Genomic DNA, 21,698 nt, shown 5'->3' on the forward strand with positions numbered 1-21,698 from the left:
AAGGTACTTCCCGGAGTTGAGTACGGATGCTCATGCTCGTAGCTCCTGTCTCACGCCAAACTAGGGCAATCGGCCGCACCTGGCCGGGGATGACAGGAGGCAACGCGGGATGGAATCGATCCGGCAGGTACCGGCTCGACGCCTGGCGTGGCTGCACGGGGAACTGGCCCAGTGGCAGGCGGAGGGGGTCATCGACGCCGACACGGCGCGGCGCATCGGGGGCCGTTACGCCGTCGGCCGACGGTTGAGCCTCGAACGGCTCGTGCTGGTGCTCGGTGGCGGCTTTCTCGGCGTCGGGCTCATCTGGCTCGTGTCCGCCAATCTCGACCAACTCTCGCCCTTGGCCCGCCTCGCCGGGATCGCCCTGGCGCTCTGGTCCGGGCTGGCCGTGGCCGCCGTCGTCGCGGGCGCCGCGATCGTCTTCGGCGACGTGGACGGACGCCGTGAGGTGCTCGCCGTGGGCCTCATGATCGGGCTCGCGCTGCTGCTGGTGATGTGGTCGCCCGGCGGCGACTACGGGTACACGGGCACGTTCACCGCCGGGCAGACGGCACGGGCGGTGGCGGGCACCCTCGTCTACATCCTGGCGGCCAGTTGGTTCGCCGTCGTCGCGGCCCGGCGCGACCTGTCGTACCTGGTCTTCCTAGCGACGGCCGCCCTTGTGGTGTTCGTCACGGCGCAGAGCTTCGCGGTGTTCCAGTCGCTGTTCGCCGGGGCCGCGCTCTTCCTGGTACTCGGAGTGGTCTTCATCCTGACCGGAACGCTGGTCTTCTACGGGCGTCGCCGCCTGATGGAGGCGACCCGATGAACCGCCGTGTCCTGCTCTCGCGCCCGGTGCTGGTGGCCGCCGCGCTGCTCCTGCAGGCCGTGTTGCTCGTGGTGGCGGTCGCCCCCCGGCTCTCGGCCAGGCTGGCCGGAACGGAGTACCGCCTGGCGGCGGGGCCCGTCGACCCGATCGACCCGTTCCGGGGCGCGTACGTGAGGCTGCACTATCCGGGGCTGCCGACCGCCGACGGCCAGAAGGCGGGGGAGGTGTTCGTGCCGCTCACGCGTGACGGCGGCCTGTGGAAGGGCACCGGGATCGCACGGCAGCGCCCGGCGGCCCAGCCGTACCTGGCGTGCCGGACATGGGGGTACGGGTCGCTCTCGTGCGGTATCGACAGCCTGTTCCTCCCCCAGGACGAGGCTCACCGTGTCCAGGACGACCTGATGGGCGACCGGGCGGCGGCCGTGGTCAAGATCGACCGCAACGGCAACGCCGCCGTGGTCGAGGTCGTGCCGCGGTAAGGCCACCGCGCGGGTGAAGGGCTCCCGATCGGGCTCGGGAGCCCTTGCCTGCTCTGACCAGGCCTGGTGTGACCAGCCGGACGGTGGTCAGTCGTCGAACTCCCCGTCCTGGACGCCCAGCACGAAGGCGTGCCACTCGGCGGCGGTGTATCTGAGCACCGTGCCGTTGGGGTCGGAGGGGTTGCGGAGCGCGACCGCGCCGCCGGGGAGGTACGCGATCTCTATGCGGTCTTCAGAACTGCTCCCCGGGGCGCTGAGCCAGGTCACATCCGAGATGTCGAGCGCGTACAGCTCGGCCTTTTCGTGCACACCGCTCATGTTCCTTCTTTCGAATTTGGCGTGGACCGTCATTGGCGCTGAACGCAACCTCAAAAGGTTACGGAACAACGTTAGCAGCCGGCGTCCCGGTAATGCCGACGTCTAATCCAACTCGATGGCCATTAAGCGCGGCTCTGACCTGCGATGACAGGTGGCCCGCACGCATGCGGGGACCAGGTCGGCGCGAAGCGGTCATCGGTGAGCATCTTACCGCCTCCGGTTCGTCTGGTTTGCGGGTTATGAAGCCGGCAGAGTGGTTCGGCCGAGAACGAATACACGACCCGCAGGAAAAGAGAAACAGAAATGACGGGCTCCGCCGCCTTACAGGTGAATTTCAACTTCGTCGCGAAAGCGCCGGCCGCCGCCGTCTCGGCCGCCGCGCTTGTAGCATCGCCATCGGCGGCTTCACCACCCTCACCGCCGGCACCACCCGGGACTCGGCACCCCGCGTCTCGGCCATGGGCACCACCTGGGACTCCGCCCCGGCCGGCACCACGTGGGACTCGGTCCCGGCTGACGACGGCACGACCTGGGACTCGGCCCCCGCAGGCACGAACGGCACCACCTGGGACTGAATGAGGATGCGAGACAATGCTGGTCGAATTAACGATGCACACCACCCCGGCGCACCCATCGGGTAAATCACCGATCGACGGCATCCGGATATTGGCCCTGCTGCCCGATCAATGGAGCAAGGACCTCACGCAGGCCAACGGCGAGATCACCATCCGCGTCGAGACCGGCGACGACACCACCACGACCGCCCAGATCCAGCGAACCGTCACCGAAGCCCTCACCGACCCGGCCATCAGCCACTGGCGCCTCCACACCTGCCACCCCGTGCCCGCCGCCACGGACCCCGGCCCCGGCAGCGCCCCAGGCTAGTTCCAGCCGCCGATGGGGTAGACCTCGCCGGCGTTCAGCTCCCTGCCGCGCAGCAGCGTCTTCACCGGGACGACGTGGTAGCCCTTGTTCTCCAGCGTGGTGAGGATCTTCGGCATCGCCTTGACGGTCTCGGGCCAGACGTCGTGCATCAAGACCACCCGGTCGCGTTTGGCGAGGCCGAGAACCTTCTTGGTGATGGCGGCGGTGTTCCGCAGCTCCCAGTCACGCGAGGAGCCGTTCCAGACGATCTGCGAGAGGCCCAGCTCGGCCGCGATGGATCCCACGCGCTCGTCGGTGTCGCCGTACGGCGGGCGCATGATGTCGGGCTCCTTGCCGGTGGCCTTGCGGATGGCGTCCTGGGTGCGGACGATCTCGTCCCGTACCTCGTCGTCGGACAGGGAGGTCAGGTGCGGATGGGTGTAGGTGTGGTTGCCGATCTCGTGGCCCTCCCGCGCCATCCCGCGCGCGGTCTTCGCGTACTTCCGGACGCGCTGGCCGACCAGGAAGAACGTCACCTTCGTGTGGTGCTCGCGCAGGAGGTCGAGCAGCTTCGCGGTGTAGGGGCCCGGGCCGTCGTCGAAGGTGAGGGAGATGCACTTGACCTTCGCGCAGTTGACGGCGCCCTTGGCCGCACTGGCCGTGGCTGACGATTCGGCGGAGGCGGGCGGTGCGGCCGTCAGCGTCACGGTGGCCGCGAGCACGATCGGGATCCATCGCCGCATCGTTGTTCTCCTTTTCCGTCAGCGCCGCGCCACCTTATCCCCAGCCCTCGCACAGACGGAAAAATCACACAATATCGGCATCATTCAGCCGACTTTCAGACAATCGACTGGCGCTCCGCGGGGAAGATCGTCGCGGTGGCACGCGGGTTGCGTACCCGGATGGCGAGCTCGTCGGCGGCGGCCCGGCGCAGGGCGATCTCCTGGTCCGCGGTGACGTGGCGAGGCCGGGGCTTGGTGCCGGTAAGGGTGACCGCGATCGGCTCGCGAAGCGCGCTCCCCATGACGTGCGCCCGCCACTCGGACTGCCTTCCCGTGGTGCTCCGCTTCAGCGAGGCTAAGGGAACGCGGGCCACGAACGACGCGGGCGCGTCGCCCCGTACGAGCGGGTGGTGGCTGGTGAGGCCGCCGGGTCGGGGCGTCAGGCACAGGCGGGCGTCGTCGCCGAGCCGGGTGGACACCTCCAGCGAGAGCTCCAGTGCCTCCCCGGCGAGGCGGTGGCCGGTCAGGCGGGCCTCGGACGGGCCGACGGTGATCCGCAGGGTCTTCTGGTCGGACCAGTGAGGCCGCGCCCACACCCCCGGCTCGATCTGCTTGCTCACCAAGCCTCGTGCCTTGATGTGGGCAGGTGGTCCGAGCTCGGCCCGGTGGAAGACGCCGTGGTTCAGCACCCACAGCTCCACCGTCCAGATGGCCGGTGACGACGCCCGCTTGAGGTGGAGCCGTCTCGGATCGACCGTGAGCCGGTAGCGGCCCCGGGACCCGAGGACGACGCCGAGGGGCAGCCGGCGACGGGTGCCCTTCTGCACCAGCCAGGCGACCAGCTGCTGGTCGCGGCGCCGGGTGGCGCGCAGGTGCAGGACGCGGGCACGGCCTGACAGCACCAGGTTGCCCGCGCGCCAGGCCACCGCGCGCACCTCCTGTTCGAGTGCGAGATCGTCGCGCATCCGGTAGACCTCGCGCGGCACGGCGTACCGGGGGTCGTCCAGGAAGGGAAGCCTCGCGTAGTGGCGGAGCCCGTGGCGCACGGCGAGCGCGTGCTCGTCCGTGTTGGTCCGCTCGAAGCTCACCGTTTCGAGCAGCTCGGGAAGCATCCGCCGCCCGGCGAGGTGCCACTGGAGGCGCCTGACGGCGGTGAGGTGGTCGGTCGACGCCCGGTGGACCTGGCCGAGGTAGGCGGCGGTGAGTTCGAGGAAGCGCTCACGGAACGGCTCGTCGGCCCGGTCGAGGAGGTGCATGAAGATTCGCAGGTCGGAGTCGAGCGCCACGCGGTCCCACTCACGGAGGTGCCGCCGGGCCCCGTGCTCCTCAAGGAAACGGCGTACGGACGCGACGGCCGAGAAGCGGTCCTCCATGCTCTTGATGTTGACGCGGTTACGGGTGATGGAGCTCGCGTGGCGGCGCCAGACGTACACGGGGGCGGCCAGCACGTCCACCTTCGCGGCGAGGAAGTGGGCGGGGATGGCCACCTGGATGTCCTCGTAAAGGACGCCTTCGGGGAAGCGCAGGCCGTGCAGGTCCCAGAAGGAGCGGCGCCACAGCTTGTTGGTCACGAGCCGGTCGTACAGCAGGACGGGCCTGCGGGTGACATGGGTCCGCGCCGCCGAACCGCGGAAGATGGGGCGGTGCATGGGCGACCGCCTCCTGCCACGGGAGGTGAGCACGTCGACGTTGCCCGTCGCGAAGTCGGACCCGGTGGTGCGCAGGCTCGCCACGAGGTACTCAAGGGCGTATTCGGGAAGCAGGTCGTCGCTGTCGACGAAGGCGAGGAACTCGCCGGAGGCGTGCAGGACACCGGTGTTGCGCGCACCGCCCAGGCCCATGTTCGGCTGGCTGACCAGCCGGAACCGGGAGTCACGGGCGGCGAACCGCGCGGCGATGGCGGCGCTGGCGTCCGGGGAGCCGTCGTCGACCATGATGACTTCCAGGTCGCGCCAGGTCTGCGACGCCAGCGAGTCGAGGCACGCGGCGAGGTAGGGCTCCACCTTGTAGATCGGGACGATGACGCTCAGCTGCGTCAAATGCTCCCTCCCGCGCATCGAGGTCATGGTCACCACGATATGTGCTCGACCGCGTGCGGAACGTGGTTGGAAATGCGTGTTGCCCACAGTCCGGTCACACGGCCGGGCGGCCGGCGGCTCGCCTTCGTGCGACCGGAGGTCAAGGCGTGTGGATCAGTCGCCAGGAGCGGTCAAGAAAGCATCTAGAGATCTCATGTTAGTTACAGACGGTGAGTTTTAGGTGGCTTCACGTGGCCATGCTGGCAGCCATGAGGTCCTATTCGCTGGATGACGTCCGCGCGACGCGCAAACGCAGAGACTCATGGTGGACGGTGTTCATGGTCGACCCGGTGGCATGCCGGGTGGCACTGTTCGTAGCGAATCGCACGGAAATCACCCCCAACGCCCTTACGCGTTTCTCGCTGGTCCTGGGCATGGTCTCCGCGGGCCTTTTCGCGGCCAACCAGCTCGTGCTGGGTGCGGTGCTGTTCTACGTGAGCTTCATGATCGACTGTGTCGACGGGAAGATCGCCCGTCTCAAGGGCACCGGGACCCCGTTCGGCCTCTGGCTCGACTACGTCGGCGACCGGATCCGGGTCGTCTGCTGCGCTTTCGGCATCGCCTACGGCCAGTACGCCGCCACCGGGCGTCTCGCCTTCGTGCTGCTCGGCGCCGGCATCGCCATCCTCGACCTGTTCCGGTACGTCAACGCCCCGCAGATGAAGCGGGTGCGCCAGACGGTGAAGGCCCGCAGGCGCATCGCGCGCCGCGAGGAGCTGTCGGCGGTGCGCGACGCCATGGCGGTCGAGTCGCTGGGGCGGGGCGCGGGTTACGACGTGACCTACAGCTCCCCGCAAGACCTTCCCGACCACGCGTACGACCCTTATGAGGGATACGGGCCCTACGAGCCCTACGACCAGATGGCCGCGCCGTACGAGCCGGCCGTGTACGAGGTCGCCGAACGCGACGCCCGCTCGCGCGAGCTGGGCGACGAGGACGCCGGCGCCCGCGAGTACGTCCGCCCCGGCGAGTCCCGCGAGCCGGTCGGTCATGACCAGGGGCTCCAGGGGATCGCGGGTCACGGTGCCACGATCCCCAGGCAGGCCTCGGTCCCCGGCGACTCCCTGACCTCCACCCAGCCCATCTCCCATGCCCCCCCGTCGCCGGGCCGCGAGCCGTACGACCAGGATCTGGAGCGCCCGCCGGGGGAGGCCGAGGTCCCGCTGAGCACGCGCGAGCGCGTCGCCGAGCGCCTCGCCCGGCACCGGGTGCGCACCCACCTGATGAGCGGCATCGAGTTCCACGCGGCCGTCTTCGTGGTCGCGCCCCTGCTCGGGCCGTCGGCACTGCTTCCCGTCACGACCGGCGCCGGTGCCCTGCTCGTCCTCAACGAGATCTTCCTCGTCTACCGCATGTGGCTCTCGACCCGGGCGCTCGCGGGACAACCCCTGCCCTCGGTGCCCGGCCAGGACGACCAGCACGTGCGGACCGACCCATTCTTCACGGGGGCGCAGTCATGAGTCCCGACAGGCCCATCTTCGTCATCGGATGTCCGCGTTCCGGCACCACGCTGCTTCAGCTCATGTTGCACTCGCACGAGCGCATCGCGGTGCCGCCGGAGACCCGTTTCCTGCTCTCGGCGTACTTCCGCCGCCGCCTCTACGGAGACATGTGCGACGCCGAGAACCGGCGCAGGCTGGCCCAGTGGATCGCCACCGACAAGGCCACCAAGTTCCGCGAGCTGGGCATCGATCGCGCGACGTACGTGCGCAGGGCCGTCGAGGGCCCCGGGTCGCTGGGGTCGGTCATGGGCGAGGCCTTCCGGGCGTACGCCGAGCGGTTCGGCAAGCCGCGATGGGGAGACAAACGGCCCTGCTACGTCAAGCACGTCAACGCCCTGCTCCGGCTCTTTCCCGACGCCCAGTTCGTCAACCTGATCAGGGACGGGCGCGACTGCGTGGCCTCGCTGAAGGAGATGCCCTGGTACAGGCTCGACGTCTTCCACGCGATCGCCAACTGGGCGGAGTCCATCGACCACGGCCGGCACTACGCCGAGCGGCTGCCGCCCGCCAGCTACTACGAGATGCGCTATGAGGACCTGACCGCCGACCCCGAGACAGAGCTCACCAAGCTGTGCGGGTTCCTCGGGGAGGAGTTCGACCCCGCGATGTGCGAGCCCCGGAGGGTCGCTGATCTGGCGGTGCCGGCGCACAAGGTATGGCACAGCAACACGCACAGGGAGGTCACCGGGGCGAGGGTGGGAGGCTGGGCCACGCGGCTCGAACCCTGGGAGATCGCGCTCTGCGACCAGGTGCTGGGAAGCCGTCTCCGGGCCCACGGCTACGAGCCGGCCGGCTCCAAACCCTCCGCCCAGCATCTGCTCACCTACCGGAAGACGGCCGCCCGGCGCAGGCTGTCCCGGTACAAGCAGCAGGGCGGTGACTGGGTCAACCGCCTGCGCGAACCCGGCCCGCTGCCGGCCATGCTCACCTCCGGCCAGCTCTCGCGCGCGCGGATTCCGCAGCCGCGTCCCGCGTCGCAGGAGCTCATCAGGGGATAGGGCGGGCCCGCGATTCAGCGGCGGCTCCACAATTCAGCGGCGGCTCCGCGAACCGGCGGCGGCTCCGCGAATCAGTGGCACGTTGGCGAATCAGCGGCGGGTCCGGGCGAACAGGTCCTCCCAGCGGTCCAGCACCCTGTCGAGCCGGAACGACTCCGCGTGGACCCGGCCCGCCGCTCCGAGCCGCCGCCGCCTGGCCGGGTCCGCCATCAGCCCGCTCAGCGCGCCGGTGAACGCGTCCACGTCCGCGGGCGGCACCAGCACGCCGGTCGTGCCGTCCAGCACCAGAGCCCGCACCCCCCCCGACACGTCGAAGGCGACCGCCGGCATCCCGTACGAGGCGGCCTCGCCCACGACCAGCGGAAACCCTTCGTGCTCGCTGGAGAGCCCGAGGATCGAGCCGTTGAGGTACTCCTGGCCGATCTCCGAGGCCGGAACGCGCCCTCGGAACACCACGCGCCCGGCGACCCCGACGGAGGCGGCGTGCGAGCGCAGGCGGCCCAGCTCGGGCCCGTCACCGATCAGGTGCAGCTCCCACTGTGACTGGGTACGGGCGGCGCGGGCGAAGGCCGTGATCAGGCGGTCGAAGCGCTTGACCGCGGCGAGGCGGCCGACCCCGAGCACCCGCGGCACGTCCAGGAAGGACGTCTTCTCCGGCCAGGCCCGCAACGGGTTGGGCAGGTCGGCGGTGTTCGGCAGCAGCGCCTCCTCGGCGAACCGCCAGGCGTCGTCGGGGCTCAGGAAGACGGCCTGGCCGAGGTCCCCGTAGTCCCTGCGTACGGACGCGAAGTGCGCGGTCCCGCGCGCGTGGTCGAACGAGCCGTGGTACTGCCCGATGGAGTGCAGCCGGGGCGGCAGCAGGTCCGCGATCCACGACACCACCCCGGGGGAGGTCAGCACCACGTACCCCGGCCCGAGCGAGGACAGCAGTCGGGAGACGCGCCTGCGCGCCACCCGGCGCCGTCCCTCGCCGAGGGGCTTGCTCTGCACCACGTGGTGCTCATACAGGGGCCGCTCGACGTACCGGAACGGGTCGGGTGCCTGGTGCAGGCCGACCACGTGCACCTCGTGGCCGCGCAGGGCGAGGCCCTGGGCGACCGTGTGGGTCACCTGCTGGATGCCGCCGAGCGTGTCGGCGTCCATGCAGGCGAAGACGACGGTGTTCACGGACGGGCTCCGAAGCCGCGGAAGAAGGCGTCCACCACCCTTGGCGCGGCCTTGCCGGTCTCCTCCGAGCAGAACAGGCCGATGAAGTCCGCGTACCGCTCGGCGTACTCCGCGGTGATCGCCGGGAGCCGGCGCAGCGCCGCGACCAGCTCGGAGGTGGTAGCGAGCACGGGCCCGGGGGCGATCTCGCGCAGGTCGTAGTTCAGGCCGCGCTCCACCCGGACGTACTCCTCGTAGTCGTCGGCGTACAGCAGGATCGGCCGCCCGGTGCAGGCGTAGTCGCAGATGATCGACGAATAGTCGCTGAGCAGCGCGTCCGAGGCCAGGATGAGGTCGTTCACCTCGGGGTACGCCCCCGCGGGCCGTACGAAGTGACGCACCCGCTCGGGCACCCTGAACCGCTCGGCCGGGTGCGTGCGGAGCACCAGCACCCACTCGTCCGCGAGCACCCCGGCGAGCGCGTCGAGGTCCACCCGCACCGACGTCCCGCTCCGCTTCGACAGGTCTCGGTACGTGGGCGCGTACAGCAGGATCTTGCGGTCCTCGGGGATCTCCAGCGCCTCGCGCACGCGGGGCCCGGCGGCCGGGTCGCCGTTGACCAGGACGTCGCAGCGCGGTGAGCCGAAGCCGAGCACGGTGCCGGTGTACTCGTTCGACGGGACGAAGACCCGCTCGAACTCCGGGCCCGGGGACACCAGCGCGTCCCACCGCGACACGGCCGAGCGCCACTGCTCCCGGGGGCCGGGAAAGTCCCCCCGCAGGTCGGGGGATTCGAACCCGACCGTCTTGAGCGTCTGCCCGTGCCAGGTCTGCAGGTAGCGCGTCCCCTTCGGCTTGGGGAAGTCGAGCGGGAAGCCGTGCGTGTCCACCCAGTAGCCCGCGCGGGCCATCACCCAGATGTACCGCCAGCTCATCCGCCGCACGAGGGGCACGTCGGACGGGAAGTCCGTGCGTTCTCCGCGTACCGACCAGCACACCTCCAGCGGCAGCCCGCGCCGCCGGATCTCCTCGTGGATGTACTTGGGGTTGCCGGTGTAGGCCGCGCCGATGTCGGACTCGAAGAGCGCCAGGTCGCGACGGCGCGGCACCACGTGGATCAGGCGCCGGTACACCCACAGCTTGAGGTCGGCGCGGCCGACGATGCCGCGCAGGGCGCGCAGCCGCGACGCCCGGCGCAGCGGCGCGGCGGGCCGCCAGGAGACGCGCAGGAACGCGCTGTCACCCTCGGGGCCGACCGTGACCACGTGCCGGCCCGCCGTGAGCACCAGCCGGGGCGCGGTGGGCTCGATCAGCAGCCGGTCGCTCGTCCGGTGCCCGTCGGAACGGGTGAACCTGATACGCACGTCCCGCCGGCCTTCGAACCCGAGCCTGCCGAGCCTCGCCTCGGACAGGTCCATCTCGACCTGCGAGAGGTAGCTGCCGTCCGCCTGCCGTTGCGGCGCCAGCCGTACGGTCATGCCCTTGACGGTCAGGTCGGCCACGGTCTTCCAGCGGCGGAGCACCGCGAACGGGTCGTAGGTGCGCACGGTCATCGACACGACCGTCCCCTCGCACGACATCTCGGCGATCTCGTGCCGGATCCTGGACGCGGTGAACGGCAGCTCGGCCAGGCGAAGGCCGGTGATCTCCAGGCCGGGGTCGGCGCGGGTGCCCCAGTACGTCCGGCCGTCGACCCGCATGGCGTGGCGTGGCGCGGCCTTCGGGCCGGTCAGCGAACGGGCCGCCACCACCAGGTCCTCGGGCCTGTCGGTGCGGATGAGGTGGCAGCACACCCTGGTCATCGGCTCGGCCCTGCCAAGCACGCCGGGCTCCAGCTCGTCGAGGTACGGGCGCACCACCGCCGCGAAATCCTTGATCCAGACCGTGGTGTGGTGGGGCAGCTTGTTGAGGTAGACGCGCAGGTCCTGGACCAGGAAGCGCTGCTGCCTGTCACCGACCAGGTCCGAGCAGCCGTTGTCCCGCAGGATGGCGTCGCTGATCTGCGCCGCCCGCACCCGGTGCCGGACGTTGTCCATCTCCTGGATCGAGAGCGAGATGGAGGTCGCGTCGACCGCGCGGCGCCAGTGGTACACGACCCACGGCACGACGGCGAAGCGCCGGGCCGCGCAGAACAGGGCGGCCGTGAAGACGTGGTCCTCGTAGTGGATGTTCTCGGCGAAGCGCAGCCCGTGCTGGCGCAGGAACGCGGTGCGGTAGAGCTTGTTGGTCGCGAACCCGTCGAGGAACAGGCGGGGCTCGCTGCGGATGCCCTCGACCACCCTGCGCGGACGGTACAGCGATGGGTAGTACCGCTGGGTGCGGCCGGTGGACTCGAACAGGCGCGAGATCTGCCCGGCGGCGAAGTCCACACCCGTCCGCTCCACCTCGTGCAGCAGGCTCTTGCAGGCGTGCCTGGTCAGCTCGTCGTCGCTGTCGAGGAACATGATGTGCGGAGCGCGGGCCGCGTCCAGCCCGGCGTTGCGCGGCGCCCCGCACCCCCCGCTGTTGGTCTCCCTGCGGATGTACCTCACGCGCGGGTCGCTGAACTGGGCGAGCACGCGGGCGGTGTCGTCGGTGCTCGCGTCGTCCACGACGATCACTTCGAGGTTGTGGAGGGACTGGGTCAGTACGGATGTGATGGCGCGCGGCAGTCGGGCGGAATCGTTGAACGTGATGAGCACAACGCTGACATCCGGCTGCATGCTTGATCCCCCGAGTCGGCATTGACGCTGACTCCGGTATGCCCAGGCGGGGTAGTCATGCCGCCCGTCTCGGGGGAGTGCTGACCTCCTCTTGCCCGACTTTTGCGCTTATCGCCGCGGCCAGGGGTGATATCACCACCCGAATCACTTATCGTCAACGCCCCGTGCCGCCATGCGAAACCGTCCGGGCGGGTACGGGCGTGTGCGCGTGCGTCGTCCCCGGGGTTACCGGCGCGTCACGACGCGTCGTACCAGCCAGGCGATGAGGATCACGAGGGAGAGACCGGCGACCACGGGGGCGACGCGCTTGAGCAGCGGGATGCCGGCGATCTCCAGCAGGTCGAGCGCCTCCTCGTCGGCGGTCCTCGACGTGCGTGCCGTCCCGGCGGGATGTGCCTCCCGCCCGGCCGCCTCCTCGGCGTACGGCGCGTCGTAGGAGTCCGGCACCGCCGTGAGGTGCCGCTCGGGCTGCGCGGGCTGGTCGGGCTGGTCGGCCTGTACGGGCTCACCCGCCTGCGCCGTCGCTACCGGCCGCACCGCTTCTACGGGCCGGTCTGCCTTCACGGGCTCAGTCTCTACTGGCTCTATGGGCCGGTCGGTCCCTACGGGCTCGCCCGCCGGCGAGGTTTCGCCGCTATGTAGAGGCGCGCCACCAAGGACAGGCTCGCCGGTCGGGATCGGCTCGACCAGCTCCAGTGTGGCCGGTTCGCCAAGGGGGCTGGCGGCGGACTGGTTGAACGGGGTGGCGGCGGGCTCCTCCGAGAGCGGAGGGACGGCCCCCTCGGACACGGCGGTCGCGGTCAGCTCCTCGGGCGTCTCGCGTAGTAACGTGGCGAGGTTGGCGGCGAACCGGTCGATCAGCTTGGCCCCGACCTCCGCCATCACCCCGCGCCCGAACTGCGCCGGACGGCCCGTCACGTTGAACGAGGTCTCGACGGTGACCTTGGTCCGCACCCCCTCGCCGGTCAGCGCCGCGTTGACGATCGCACTGGCGGTGCCCGTGCCGCGCGCCTCCTTGCCCGACGCCTTGATGCTGAGGGCGTGCGCGTCCTTGTCGACCGACTCGAAGGACGCCTGGCCCCGGTAGGTCACCGTGATCGGACCCACCTTGACCTTCATCCGGCCGGTGAGGGCGTCGCCGTCCACGGTGTCGAGGGTCGCCCCCGGCAGGCAGGGAGCCACCCGCTCGACATCGAGAAGCACCGACCACGCCTGCTCGATCGGCACGGGGACCGTGAACTCGTGCTCGAATCGCATCGTCATCGACCCGCTCCTCTTCCAGGGTGACGGCCCGCCGCGTGGACGGCAGGACGGCCCTTGTCGCTCTTGCGACATTATGACCGCTCGAGGTGCTCTTTCTACTCTCGTACCCCTCACGCCAGGGTCATGCGAATCTCTTACAGGGGTTCAGTGACTTTCCGGCGCCCACTCGGTGTGATGTCGGCGAACAGAGCCCACACGAGGTGGCCGGTGGCCGGGTTGCCTCGGCAGCCCACCACCGAGGCCAGCCTCATGACGGCATCGAGACCACGGCCATGCTCGCGGAGCACCTCGTCCGACAAGCCGTCCATGGGCTCTTCCCGTGGCAGGTGCTTGAGATCGGGCACACCGCCGCCGCCCAGGTCGTACACGCCGACGCGTACGCGCCGAGGCCGGCGGGTGATCTCGACGACGAAGTAGCCGCCGGGCCTGCCCGAGCGGCTGTGCAACAGCGAGTTGTTGACGAGTTCGGCGGCGGCGAACTCGGCGTCGTCCGCCCAGCGGGTGCCGGCCAGCAGGCAGCGCACGAAGTCACGGGCTTTGGGCGCCTCCTCGGCGAGCCCGGTGAACGCCCGGCGCCACACCATCTTCCCGCTGGGAACGACGCAGTCGCCTGAAGCCCCCTCCCGCTGGGTACGGGGGAGGGCCGTGATGTCGACGATGGGATCGGCCATGGCGGCCACCTCCTTGCGGTCATCGCGGGACCACCCCGCGCCGAGGAGTACTTTCGCCCGGCGCCGTAGCCGTCCCCCATCCCCGCGACAGCCTGCGGTAGGACGCCTGCCGTCAATCGTTGTGCCTGGTCACTCTCGTTCCGAAGGCCCGCCGACGACCCTTGCGCGCGCTCCGCTTTGACTCCACGGCTCTCCGAGTTCGTAACTGTGTGCATACGCTCCGCGACTAGGATGGTGAGCGTATGACGAACACGCGTTCGCGTTGACCATCGTCGAAGGGGCGGATATGACCGAGGGGCACCGCGTCTTGCTCACCTGCCGGAAGCGCAGTGAGGCCCTGCGGGCTAAGGGGTTCACCTACGACCAGGTCGCCGACGTGCTTGGCCTCGATCTTGATGACAGCCCGTTGCTGCTGCATCGGTATGCCCATGGGTTGACCGCCGCTCAGGTGGTGGCGGCCTTCAACGATCTGGATCCTGCGGGTACGGCCTCAATGCGTACCGCTCGTTTGTACGACTTGGAGGGGTGGCCCGAGGGCAGGCGTCGTCCTTCGCCGCGTGTGCTCGATCTGCTGGCCCGGATCTACCAGACAACGGCCCGCCGTCTGGTCACCGACCAGACCTACAGCACCTACGGCTCGTACGAACGTGAGCTGATCGACGCGGCCGACTATCGTCACCTTGATCCCTGCCAGCGCATCCGCCTCAGGGCTGCCATGCCCGAGATATCCCATGCGAGCATGGAATCGACCGCTGGAGCCTGGCCGGTGCGCACCTCCGTCGCGACGTCTGGGGTACGGCCCGGGGACTGTGCCGCCCTGTTCCGAGCCCTCACCGCCGAGGAGGCCGATGTGAAGCGACGCGAACTGCTCTTCGATCTTGCCTTGGCCCTCGGCGGCGTCCCCGCCCTTCGTCTGCTGCGCCACCTCACCGCCGACGAGGAGGTACGGCTCGCGCAAGCCGTACAGGGATCGGGCCGCGTAGACGCCCAGACGGTAACCGCCATCGAAAAACTGATCGCCCACTGCTGGCAGCTTGATGAATCGCTCGGCCCACGGAGGCTGCTTCCCATCGCGGACGCCCAACGTGATCTGGTCGGTCGGCTCCTGCACCGCGAATCCCTCACGCCTGTCCTACGCGACCGCCTTCTCCGGGCCTACTGGGCGGTGTCACATCTGGGCGGCTGGCTTCACTACGACGTGTTGGACTATGCGGGTGCCGTCAGCCGATACGAAGACGGCCTGCAAGCCGCTCACCAGTTGGAGGATGCGACCCTCCTCGCACACATGCATGGTCTTCTGGCAGATATCGCCTGTTTCCAAGGTCAGCGTTCCAAGGCGCTCGACCACATCTTCGCCGCTCAGGGGTGGCTCAAGAGCAGCGCCAGCCCGCTTCAGCACGCAGCGTCAGCTCTGGTTCGCGCGCGAGTACTCGCGGACGTAGGGAACGGCGATGCCAGCTTGCAAGCGCTTGATCGTGCATACGGCATCGCCGGTAGACCCCGCAACGAAGCTGATCCCGCGCACCTGTACTGGTGCACCCCCGCATTGATTCAACGCCATTCGCTCTACTGTCTCGTTACGCTCAAGCGGACGGCTGAAGCTGTCAAAGCGCTGGAGCTAGCACTTGCCGTGCTTGATGGAAGCTTCGTCCGGGAGCGCGGCTTTGTGCTTGTGGAGTATGGGAGCGCCCTGACCCAGAAACGCGAGATCGCCGAGGCCGCTCGCCAGTTGGGCGACGCCGCAATGATCGCGACCCAGCACAGCTCGGCCCGCCTCGTCCACAGCCTCCGTACGGCCCGGCGAGACCTCCAGCCGTGGGCCACGAACACCTACGTACGCGACCTGGACGAGAAGCTTCGCGCACTCGGGGTCACACCAGGAATCCCGGCGTAGCGGCTCAGTCCTCCGACAGCGTCATGTGTCGCCGGGCATCCTCCAGAGCCCTACTGTCCTCGCGCCTCTTCACCGTGAAGGCAGAGGTCCGCCAGCGCGTCGACATCAGCTCAAGCTGGTGCTGGAGACGATCCGCGACAGGCTGTTCAGCTCTCGTCGCCCGGGACGGCGTCCCCGCCCTCCGCCTGCTGCGCCACCTCACCCGCCGGCGAGGAGGCAATGGTGGATCGGTAGGGGTCAAGGGTTCGGCAGATCGAAGTAGGATAGTTCGGCAGAAATAAAGATCGTGTTACGGCAGATCGAAAGGTACTCCTTCGGCAAATCTAAAGCAGCCGCTATAATCGACCGGTGCGTAACGCGATGGACTACGTTCCCAGGCGGGCAGCCGACCTGATCACAGAGGCGCTGGCTGACACGCGGGTCGTTGTCGTCAACGGGGCTCGCCAGGTGGGCAAGAGCACCTTGGCGGAGCTCGTCTTGAGGCAGGGGTCGAACGGGGTGGCGCGGTTCCTCGATGATCCGGTCACCCGGGCGGCTGCGATCGAAGATCCGGTCCGGTTCGTCCGCCACGATGGCTTGATGCTCATCGACGAAGTGCAGCGAGTGCCTGACCTATGGCTGGCGATCAAGCATCTGGTCGACCGTGAGCCACGCCCCGGTCGGTTCTTGCTGACCGTATCCGCCCGACTGCTCGCGTTGCGGAGCCTGCCGGACACATTGCCCGGCCGCTCCGAGACCGTCGAACTTTGGCCATTGTCCCAAGGTGAGATCGATGGTGCCTTCGACGGTTTCGTTGACGCGGCCTTCGCTCTGGGCGCTGATGTGCGTGGCGAACCATCGACACTGCGACGTAAGGATTATCTCGCGAGGATGGCTCGGGGAGGTTATCCGGAAGCATCGCGCCGAGAGACTCCGCGCCGGCGGCAGCGGTTTTACGAGGGTTACGTCGCGGATCTGCTGAGCCGTGACGTCAAGCAGGTCGCAGACATCGAGAAGGCCGGCGATATGCGCAGGCTCATCTCGCTGTTGGCTGCCCAGACAAGCGGACTACTCAACATCAACCGTCTCGCCTCTGATTTGAGCGTCTCGGCGCCAACCGTCCGCAGCTATATCGACATCCTGGAGACGATCTATCTTGTACGGCTGATATCGGCCTGGTCATCGAACCTGACGACTCGGGCCGTCGCGACCCCCAAGGTCATCTTCATTGACTCCGGCCTCGCCAACTATCTGACCGCGGGGGCCGCCACCGACGCGCCGTTCGGCGGTCTGATGGAGAATTTCGTGCTGAGCGAATTGGCCCGCCAACTCACCTGGTCCAAGACACCCGCGCGGCTGTACCACTACCGCGACCGCGACCAGTACGAGGTGGACGGGGTACTCGAAGACAACGCCGGCCAGATCGTTGGCATCGAAGTCAAGGCGGCGGAAACGGTGCGGGCAGACGACTTTCGCGGCCTGAAGCTCCTGCAACGGCGGCTCGGTCCACGGTTTCGTGCCGGGTTTGTTCTCTACTGCGGCATAGAGTCACTGAGCTTCGGCGACGGCCTGACATGTCTGCCTATCTCCGCATTGTGGACCACGGCCGCTCCAGCCGAGTGAATGGGCTAGATGGTCGTCGCGGCCGACAGGAGGGCGCGGTGGGTGAGGACTCTGGCCAGGTGCCTGCGGTAGTCGGGGGCCGCGTGGAGGTCGCCGGAGGGTGAGGTGTCCTGGTCGGCCTTGGCGGCGGCCTGCCGCACGGCGTCCCCGCCACTCGACCCGCCGTGCGCGCCTGAGGTGCTGTACGCCCCCGAGCCGGAGCCGTTGACCTTCCCCGAGCCGCTCGCACCGGCCGAGCCGTTGGCCATGGAGCCGTACAGGCCGTGGGAGCCGTTCACTTCGGCGCCGGCGACCGCCGACTCGACCTGAGTGGCCCGCACGGGGGTGGGTCCCATGTTGGTGAGGCCCACGCGGGCCTCCTCGATGCGGCGGAGGGCGCCGTTCGTCCCGCCGGAGACGCGTACGGCCGCCGCGACGCCGACGATCGCCCAGGCCTGGGCGGTGCGGTGGAACTTCTCGTAGTGGAAGCCCCAGCCCTCACCCAGCTTGGGCACCCGGATCGCGGTGAGGATCTCGCCCGGTTCGAGAGCCGTCTCCAGGTAGTCGACGAAGAAGTCCCGCGCCGCCACGACCCGCTCCCCGGACGAGGAGTGGATCACGAACTCCATGTCCAGCGCGACGGCCACGGCGGGCAGGTCGCCGGCCGGGTCGGCGTGGGCCAGCGAGCCGCCGAACGTGCCCCGGTGCCGTACGGCCGGGTCGGCGACGGTCGCGGTGGTCAGCGCCACGAGCGGGCACTCGGCGTTGACGAGCGGCGAGCGGACCACCTCGTCGTGCGTGGTGGCGGCCCCGATGCGGACGTGGCCGTCCTCGTCGCGGATGCCGCGCAGCTCCTCCAGCCGCGCGACGTCGACGAGCAGGCTCGGGTAGGCCAGCCGCAGCCGGAGCAGCGGCAGCAGCGACTGCCCTCCGGAGAGCACCTTGGCCTCCTCGCCGAAGTCCGCGAGGACCTGTACGGCCTCACCGAGCGACGACGGCCGGACATAGTCGAAGGAAGCGGGGATCATGAGGTGCCTCCCTGGATCGCTCGCCACACTCGTTCGGGGCTGCACGGCATTCGCACGTCGTTCACGCCGTACGGGCGGAGCGCGTCGACGATCGCGTTGACTACGGCGGGCGTCGAAGCGATCGTCCCCGCCTCGCCGACGCCCTTGACGCCGAGCGGGTTGGAGGTGGCCGCCGTCTCGGTCCTGTCGGTGACGAAGTCGGGCAGGTCGGACGCCGACGGCAGCAGGTAGTCCGCCATCGTCGTGGTGAGCAGGTTGCCCTCGGTGTCGTAGACGGCCTCCTCGAACAGCGCCTGGGCGATGCCCTGGGCGAGGCCGCCGTGGACCTGTCCCTCCACGATGAGCGGATTGACCACCTTGCCCACGTCGTCCACCGCGACGTACGACCTGATCTTCGTGGCCCCGGTCTCGGTGTCGACCTCGACCGCGCACAGGTGCGTCCCGTGCGGGAACGAGAAGTTGTCCGGGTCGTAGGTGGCGTCGGAGTCCAGGCTCGCCTCGACGCCGTCGGGGAGGTCATGGGCGGCGAACACCGCCAGCGCGACCTCCTGGATGGTCCTGCCCGCCTCGGTTCCGCGTACCTTGAACGAGCCTCCGGCGAACTCCATGTCGTCCGGAGACGCCTCCAGCAGATGGGCGGCGATGACCTTGGCCTTCTCCCTGACCTTGTCGCAGGCCTGGAGCACGGCGACGCCGCCGACCACCAGCGAGCGGGAGCCGTAGGTGTCCATGCCCTTGTGGGAGATCGAGGTGTCGCCGTGCAGGACCGAGACGTCCTCGAAGGGCACGCTGAGCGCGTCGGCGACGATCTGGCTCCAGGCGGTCTCGTGGCCCTGCCCGTGCGGGCTGGTGCCCGTGACGACCTCCACCTTGCCGGTCGGCAGCATGCGTACGGACGCGTGCTCCCACCCGCCCGCGCCGTAGCTGAGCGAGCCGAGCACCCGGCTGGGCGCGAGGCCGCACATCTCGGTGAAGGTGGAGACGCCGATGCCGAGCTGGACGGGGTCGCCCCGGTCACGCCGGTCGGACTGTTCGGCTCTCAGCTTGTCGTAGCCGAACAGCGACAGGGCCTTGTCGGTCGCGGCCTCGTAGTTCCCCGAGTCGTAGGTCAGGTTGGCGATCGTGGTGTACGGGAACTCCTCGTGGGCGATCCAGTTGCGCCGCCTGATCTCGATGGGGTCGAGGGACAGCTCGGCGGCCAGCTCGTCCATGAGCCGCTCGATGGCGAACGTCGCCTCGGGGCGGCCCGCGCCGCGGTAGGCGTCGGTCGGCATCTTGGTGGTGAACACGCCCGTGCAGGTGAAGTCGTAGGCGTCCATCTTGTAGATGCCGTTGTACATGAACGCGCCGAGGATCGGGATGCCGGGCGTGACCAGCATCAGGTAGGCGCCCATGTCGGCCAGGAGGTCGACCCGCAGGCCCTTGATGTGGCCCTCGGCGTCGGCGGCCACGGAGACGCGCTGGAGCTGGTCACGACCGTGGTGCACCGTCAGGTTGCCCTCCGAGCGCGACTCGGTCCACTTGACCGGCTTGCCGAGCCGCCTCGTGAGCAGGAGCAGCAGCACCTCCTCGGCGGTGACCTGCAGCTTGGAGCCGAACCCGCCGCCCACGTCGGGCGCGATCACGCGGAGCTTGTGCTCGGGGATCCCCGTCACCTGGGCGAGCATGATCCGCAGGATGTGCGGGATCTGCGTGGCCGAGTGCAGCGTGAAGGAGTCGCCGTCGGTCTGCGCCACCACCGCCCTTGGCTCCATCGCCGACGGGATGAGCCGCTGCTGGACGAACGTGCGCTCGACGACCACGGGTGCGTCGCGGAACGCCGCCTCGATGTCGCCCTGCGCGAACTTCCAGACGAACGCCCGGTTGCCCTCCTCGTGGACCTTGGGGCCGCCCTCCTTCAGGGCCTCGGTCATGTCGAGCACGGCGGGCAGGGGCTCGTAGTCGATCTCGATGGCTTCGAGCGCGTCGCTCGCCTTGTACCGGTCGGTCGCGACGACGCAGGCCACCGCCTCCCCGGGGTACCGGACCTCGTCCACCGCCATCGGCGGGTGGTCGGGGATGACGATGTCCTCGGTGACGGGCCAGGCGCACGGCAGGCTGCCCTGCTCGTCCGCGAGGTCCCGGCCGCTGAACGCCGCGACGACCCCGGGCCTGCTCAGGGCCGCGGAGGGGTCCACGCGGGTGATACGGGCGTGCGCCATCGGGCTGCGCAGGAACGCCACGTACAGCATGCCGGGGAGCTGGATGTTGTCGGTCCACTGGGTGCGCCCGGTGACCAGCCGCGCGTCCTCCTTGCGCCGGCGTGCCGAGCCGACCTCGTGCTTGCCGGGGGCGGGCTCGCTGAGCATGTCGCTCTCGGCGATCTGCCGCGCCACGAAACCGGCGTCGAGTTCCTCGGTCATCGGCCGCTCACCACTTCTTCGCCGCTCATGGTCTGCGCGCCCCGCCGTACGGCGCGGACGATGTTGCAGTAGCCGGTGCACCGGCAGAGGTTGCCCTCCAGCCCCTCGCGGATCGCCTCGTCGGAGGGGTCGGGATCGTCCTTCAGCAGGTCGATGGCCGCCATGATCATGCCGGGGGTGCAGTAGCCGCACTGCAGCGCGTGTTCCTCGTGGAAGGCCTGCTGCATCGGATGCCATCGGCCACCGGAAGCCAGCCCCTCGACGGTGAGGACGTCCCCCTCGTCAGCCTGGACGGCGAGGACGGAGCAGCTCTTCACGCTCCTGCCGTCCAGCATGACCGTGCAGGCGCCGCAGTTGCTGGTGTCACAGCCGATCGGCGTGCCGGTCTTTCCCAGCCGATCACGCAGGAGATGGACGAGGAGCAGGCGTGGCTCCACCTCCTCCTCGTACTTGACGCCGTCGACGGTGACGGTGATCCGGGTCATTGGCCCTCCAGACGCGCAGGCTGGTTGTTCTGTTGCCGTGCGCTGACCAGTGCGAACCTCGCTGGAGGTGACCTTTCCGCGTAATGAGGATGAGAGTGGTTAGCGCACCAACGGTGAGTGGAGTGGATGGTGAGAACCGACAAATGCGAAAGTACGCTCCTGATATCCCGGGTCAACCCCCGTGCCGGTAAAACCCTCTCGGACGGCCTCAGGTGAGGGGGAACGGCCGGCCGTACTGCTCCGCAGGGCGGGGGCCGAAGATCCGGCGCTCGTTCTCGTCGATCGGCAGGTCGTTGATGCTGGCCTCACGGCGCCGCATCAGGCCGTTCTCGTCGAACTCCCACAGCTCGTTGCCGTAGCTCCGCCACCACTGCCCGCTCGCGTCGTGGCATTCGTACTGGAAGCGCACGGCGATGCGGTCGCCGGTGAACGCCCACAGCTCCTTGCGCAGCGCGTAGTCGAGCTCCCTGGACCACTTGCGGGTGAGGAACTCGTTGATCTGGTCCCTCCCGGTCACGAACTCCGACCGGTTACGCCAGACGGAGTCCGGGGTGTACGCGAGGGCCACGTGGTGCGGGTCACACGTGTTCCACGCGTCCTCGGCCGCCTGGACCTTCATCGGCGCGGTCTCGTCCGTGAACGGCGGTGTCAGAGATGCCATCAGTAGTCCTCCCCCTGGACTCGGTCGATACCGGACTCGGGGGAGGCCCAAACCTCCTCAACCGGCGGGTTGAGCGGTGAGGGCTCCGCCCCCGGC

At 69.2% G+C, this 21,698-nt stretch carries 18 protein-coding genes; 7 read left to right on the plus strand and 11 right to left on the minus strand.

Annotated features, from left to right (window positions below; translation table 11 throughout):
• Positions 1 to 109 precede the first annotated feature (109 nt).
• Both AB0O34_RS14720 and AB0O34_RS14725 read left to right on the plus strand, forming a co-directional pair.
• Complete coding sequence (locus AB0O34_RS14720) at positions 110 to 808, plus strand: DUF2157 domain-containing protein (protein WP_363915863.1); 699 nt, start codon at positions 110 to 112, stop codon at positions 806 to 808.
• Positions 805 to 1,287 (plus strand): GDYXXLXY domain-containing protein, encoded by a 483-nt coding sequence (locus AB0O34_RS14725; protein ID WP_363915864.1) that lies wholly within the window; start codon positions 805 to 807, stop codon positions 1,285 to 1,287. Before AB0O34_RS14720 ends, AB0O34_RS14725 begins: the two co-directional genes overlap by 4 nt.
• 87 nt (positions 1,288 to 1,374) lie before the next feature.
• Here AB0O34_RS14725 and AB0O34_RS14730 read toward each other — a convergent pair whose 3' ends face one another.
• On the minus strand, positions 1,375 to 1,605 hold the full coding sequence (locus AB0O34_RS14730) for a DUF397 domain-containing protein (RefSeq protein ID WP_358546794.1): 231 nt from the start codon (positions 1,603 to 1,605) through the stop codon (positions 1,375 to 1,377).
• 591 nt (positions 1,606 to 2,196) lie between these two features.
• Here AB0O34_RS14730 and AB0O34_RS14735 point away from each other — a divergent pair.
• Positions 2,197 to 2,490 carry a hypothetical protein gene (locus AB0O34_RS14735; protein ID WP_363915865.1) on the plus strand — a complete coding sequence of 98 codons (294 nt, stop codon included), beginning with the start codon at positions 2,197 to 2,199 and terminating at the stop codon, positions 2,488 to 2,490.
• Here the strand turns inward: AB0O34_RS14735 and AB0O34_RS14740 are convergent.
• A complete protein-coding gene (locus AB0O34_RS14740; RefSeq protein WP_363915866.1) occupies positions 2,487 to 3,212 on the minus strand; it encodes a polysaccharide deacetylase family protein in 726 nt (241 codons plus the stop codon). The genes AB0O34_RS14735 and AB0O34_RS14740 overlap by 4 nt on opposite strands.
• Positions 3,213 to 3,307: 95 nt before the next feature.
• Positions 3,308 to 5,230 carry a glycosyltransferase family 2 protein gene (locus AB0O34_RS14745; protein ID WP_363915867.1) on the minus strand — a complete coding sequence of 641 codons (1,923 nt, stop codon included), beginning with the start codon at positions 5,228 to 5,230 and terminating at the stop codon, positions 3,308 to 3,310.
• A 236-nt stretch (positions 5,231 to 5,466) separates the two neighbouring features.
• On the opposite strand from AB0O34_RS14745, the gene AB0O34_RS14750 reads away from it, so the two are divergent.
• Positions 5,467 to 6,729 carry a CDP-alcohol phosphatidyltransferase family protein gene (locus AB0O34_RS14750; RefSeq protein ID WP_363915909.1) on the plus strand — a complete coding sequence of 421 codons (1,263 nt, stop codon included), beginning with the start codon at positions 5,467 to 5,469 and terminating at the stop codon, positions 6,727 to 6,729.
• Positions 6,726 to 7,769, plus strand: a complete 1,044-nt coding sequence (locus tag AB0O34_RS14755; protein ID WP_363915868.1) for a sulfotransferase — start codon at positions 6,726 to 6,728, stop codon at positions 7,767 to 7,769. The genes AB0O34_RS14750 and AB0O34_RS14755 overlap by 4 nt, the downstream gene beginning before the upstream one ends.
• 90 nt (positions 7,770 to 7,859) lie before the next feature.
• Here the strand turns inward: AB0O34_RS14755 and AB0O34_RS14760 are convergent, their stop codons facing one another.
• The 4 genes from AB0O34_RS14760 to AB0O34_RS14775 form a co-directional block, all read right to left on the minus strand.
• Positions 7,860 to 8,936 carry a glycosyltransferase gene (locus AB0O34_RS14760; protein ID WP_363915869.1) on the minus strand — a complete coding sequence of 359 codons (1,077 nt, stop codon included), beginning with the start codon at positions 8,934 to 8,936 and terminating at the stop codon, positions 7,860 to 7,862.
• Positions 8,933 to 11,617: a CDP-glycerol glycerophosphotransferase family protein gene (locus tag AB0O34_RS14765; RefSeq protein WP_363915870.1), complete on the minus strand. Its 2,685-nt coding sequence runs from the start codon at positions 11,615 to 11,617 to the stop codon at positions 8,933 to 8,935. The genes AB0O34_RS14760 and AB0O34_RS14765 overlap by 4 nt, the downstream gene beginning before the upstream one ends.
• 225 nt (positions 11,618 to 11,842) lie before the next feature.
• Entirely contained in the window at positions 11,843 to 12,880 is a 1,038-nt protein-coding gene (locus AB0O34_RS14770; protein WP_363915871.1) for an SRPBCC domain-containing protein, read from the minus strand.
• 134 nt (positions 12,881 to 13,014) lie between these two features.
• Positions 13,015 to 13,551, minus strand: coding sequence for an ATP-binding protein (locus AB0O34_RS14775; protein WP_363915872.1), 537 nt, complete (start codon positions 13,549 to 13,551; stop codon positions 13,015 to 13,017).
• Between the two features lie 262 nt (positions 13,552 to 13,813).
• On the opposite strand from AB0O34_RS14775, the gene AB0O34_RS14780 reads away from it, so the two are divergent.
• Entirely contained in the window at positions 13,814 to 15,445 is a 1,632-nt protein-coding gene (locus tag AB0O34_RS14780) for a hypothetical protein (RefSeq protein ID WP_363915873.1), read from the plus strand.
• A gap of 360 nt (positions 15,446 to 15,805) precedes the next feature.
• Positions 15,806 to 17,047, plus strand: a complete 1,242-nt coding sequence (locus AB0O34_RS14785; protein ID WP_363915874.1) for an ATP-binding protein — start codon at positions 15,806 to 15,808, stop codon at positions 17,045 to 17,047.
• Positions 17,048 to 17,052: 5 nt separating this feature from the next.
• Here AB0O34_RS14785 and AB0O34_RS14790 read toward each other — a convergent pair whose 3' ends face one another.
• The 4 genes from AB0O34_RS14790 to AB0O34_RS14805 all read right to left on the minus strand — a co-directional run bounded on the left by AB0O34_RS14790 (position 17,053) and on the right by AB0O34_RS14805 (position 21,602).
• Positions 17,053 to 18,054 (minus strand): xanthine dehydrogenase family protein subunit M, encoded by a 1,002-nt coding sequence (locus AB0O34_RS14790; protein WP_363915875.1) that lies wholly within the window; start codon positions 18,052 to 18,054, stop codon positions 17,053 to 17,055.
• Entirely contained in the window at positions 18,051 to 20,402 is a 2,352-nt protein-coding gene (locus AB0O34_RS14795) for a xanthine dehydrogenase family protein molybdopterin-binding subunit (protein WP_363915910.1), read from the minus strand. The genes AB0O34_RS14790 and AB0O34_RS14795 overlap by 4 nt, the downstream gene beginning before the upstream one ends.
• Positions 20,403 to 20,452: 50 nt before the next feature.
• Positions 20,453 to 20,941 (minus strand): (2Fe-2S)-binding protein, encoded by a 489-nt coding sequence (locus AB0O34_RS14800; protein ID WP_363915876.1) that lies wholly within the window; start codon positions 20,939 to 20,941, stop codon positions 20,453 to 20,455.
• Between the two features lie 208 nt (positions 20,942 to 21,149).
• Entirely contained in the window at positions 21,150 to 21,602 is a 453-nt protein-coding gene (locus AB0O34_RS14805; RefSeq protein ID WP_363915877.1) for a nuclear transport factor 2 family protein, read from the minus strand.
• Positions 21,603 to 21,698 lie beyond the last annotated feature (96 nt).

This window comes from Sphaerisporangium sp. NPDC088356 (assembly GCF_040685555.1).
In the GTDB taxonomy this organism is placed as follows: Bacteria; Actinomycetota; Actinomycetes; order Streptosporangiales; family Streptosporangiaceae; genus Sphaerisporangium.

Excerpts from the sequence above, each read along its gene's own strand:
- AB0O34_RS14720 (WP_363915863.1), top strand. The coding sequence starts at position 110 with ATGGAATCGATCCGGCAGGTACCGGCTCGACGCCTGGCGTGGCTGCAC.
- AB0O34_RS14725 (WP_363915864.1), top strand. The coding sequence starts at position 805 with ATGAACCGCCGTGTCCTGCTCTCGCGCCCGGTGCTGGTGGCCGCCGCG.
- AB0O34_RS14730 (WP_358546794.1), bottom strand. The coding sequence starts at position 1,605 with ATGAGCGGTGTGCACGAAAAGGCCGAGCTGTACGCGCTCGACATCTCG.
- AB0O34_RS14735 (WP_363915865.1), top strand. The coding sequence starts at position 2,197 with ATGCTGGTCGAATTAACGATGCACACCACCCCGGCGCACCCATCGGGT.
- AB0O34_RS14740 (WP_363915866.1), bottom strand. The coding sequence starts at position 3,212 with ATGCGGCGATGGATCCCGATCGTGCTCGCGGCCACCGTGACGCTGACG.
- AB0O34_RS14750 (WP_363915909.1), top strand. The coding sequence starts at position 5,467 with ATGCTGGCAGCCATGAGGTCCTATTCGCTGGATGACGTCCGCGCGACG.
- AB0O34_RS14755 (WP_363915868.1), top strand. The coding sequence starts at position 6,726 with ATGAGTCCCGACAGGCCCATCTTCGTCATCGGATGTCCGCGTTCCGGC.
- AB0O34_RS14765 (WP_363915870.1), bottom strand. The coding sequence starts at position 11,617 with ATGCAGCCGGATGTCAGCGTTGTGCTCATCACGTTCAACGATTCCGCC.
- AB0O34_RS14770 (WP_363915871.1), bottom strand. The coding sequence starts at position 12,880 with ATGACGATGCGATTCGAGCACGAGTTCACGGTCCCCGTGCCGATCGAG.
- AB0O34_RS14775 (WP_363915872.1), bottom strand. The coding sequence starts at position 13,551 with ATGGCCGATCCCATCGTCGACATCACGGCCCTCCCCCGTACCCAGCGG.
- AB0O34_RS14785 (WP_363915874.1), top strand. The coding sequence starts at position 15,806 with ATGGACTACGTTCCCAGGCGGGCAGCCGACCTGATCACAGAGGCGCTG.
- AB0O34_RS14790 (WP_363915875.1), bottom strand. The coding sequence starts at position 18,054 with ATGATCCCCGCTTCCTTCGACTATGTCCGGCCGTCGTCGCTCGGTGAG.
- AB0O34_RS14795 (WP_363915910.1), bottom strand. The coding sequence starts at position 20,402 with ATGCTCAGCGAGCCCGCCCCCGGCAAGCACGAGGTCGGCTCGGCACGC.
- AB0O34_RS14800 (WP_363915876.1), bottom strand. The coding sequence starts at position 20,941 with ATGACCCGGATCACCGTCACCGTCGACGGCGTCAAGTACGAGGAGGAG.
- AB0O34_RS14805 (WP_363915877.1), bottom strand. The coding sequence starts at position 21,602 with ATGGCATCTCTGACACCGCCGTTCACGGACGAGACCGCGCCGATGAAG.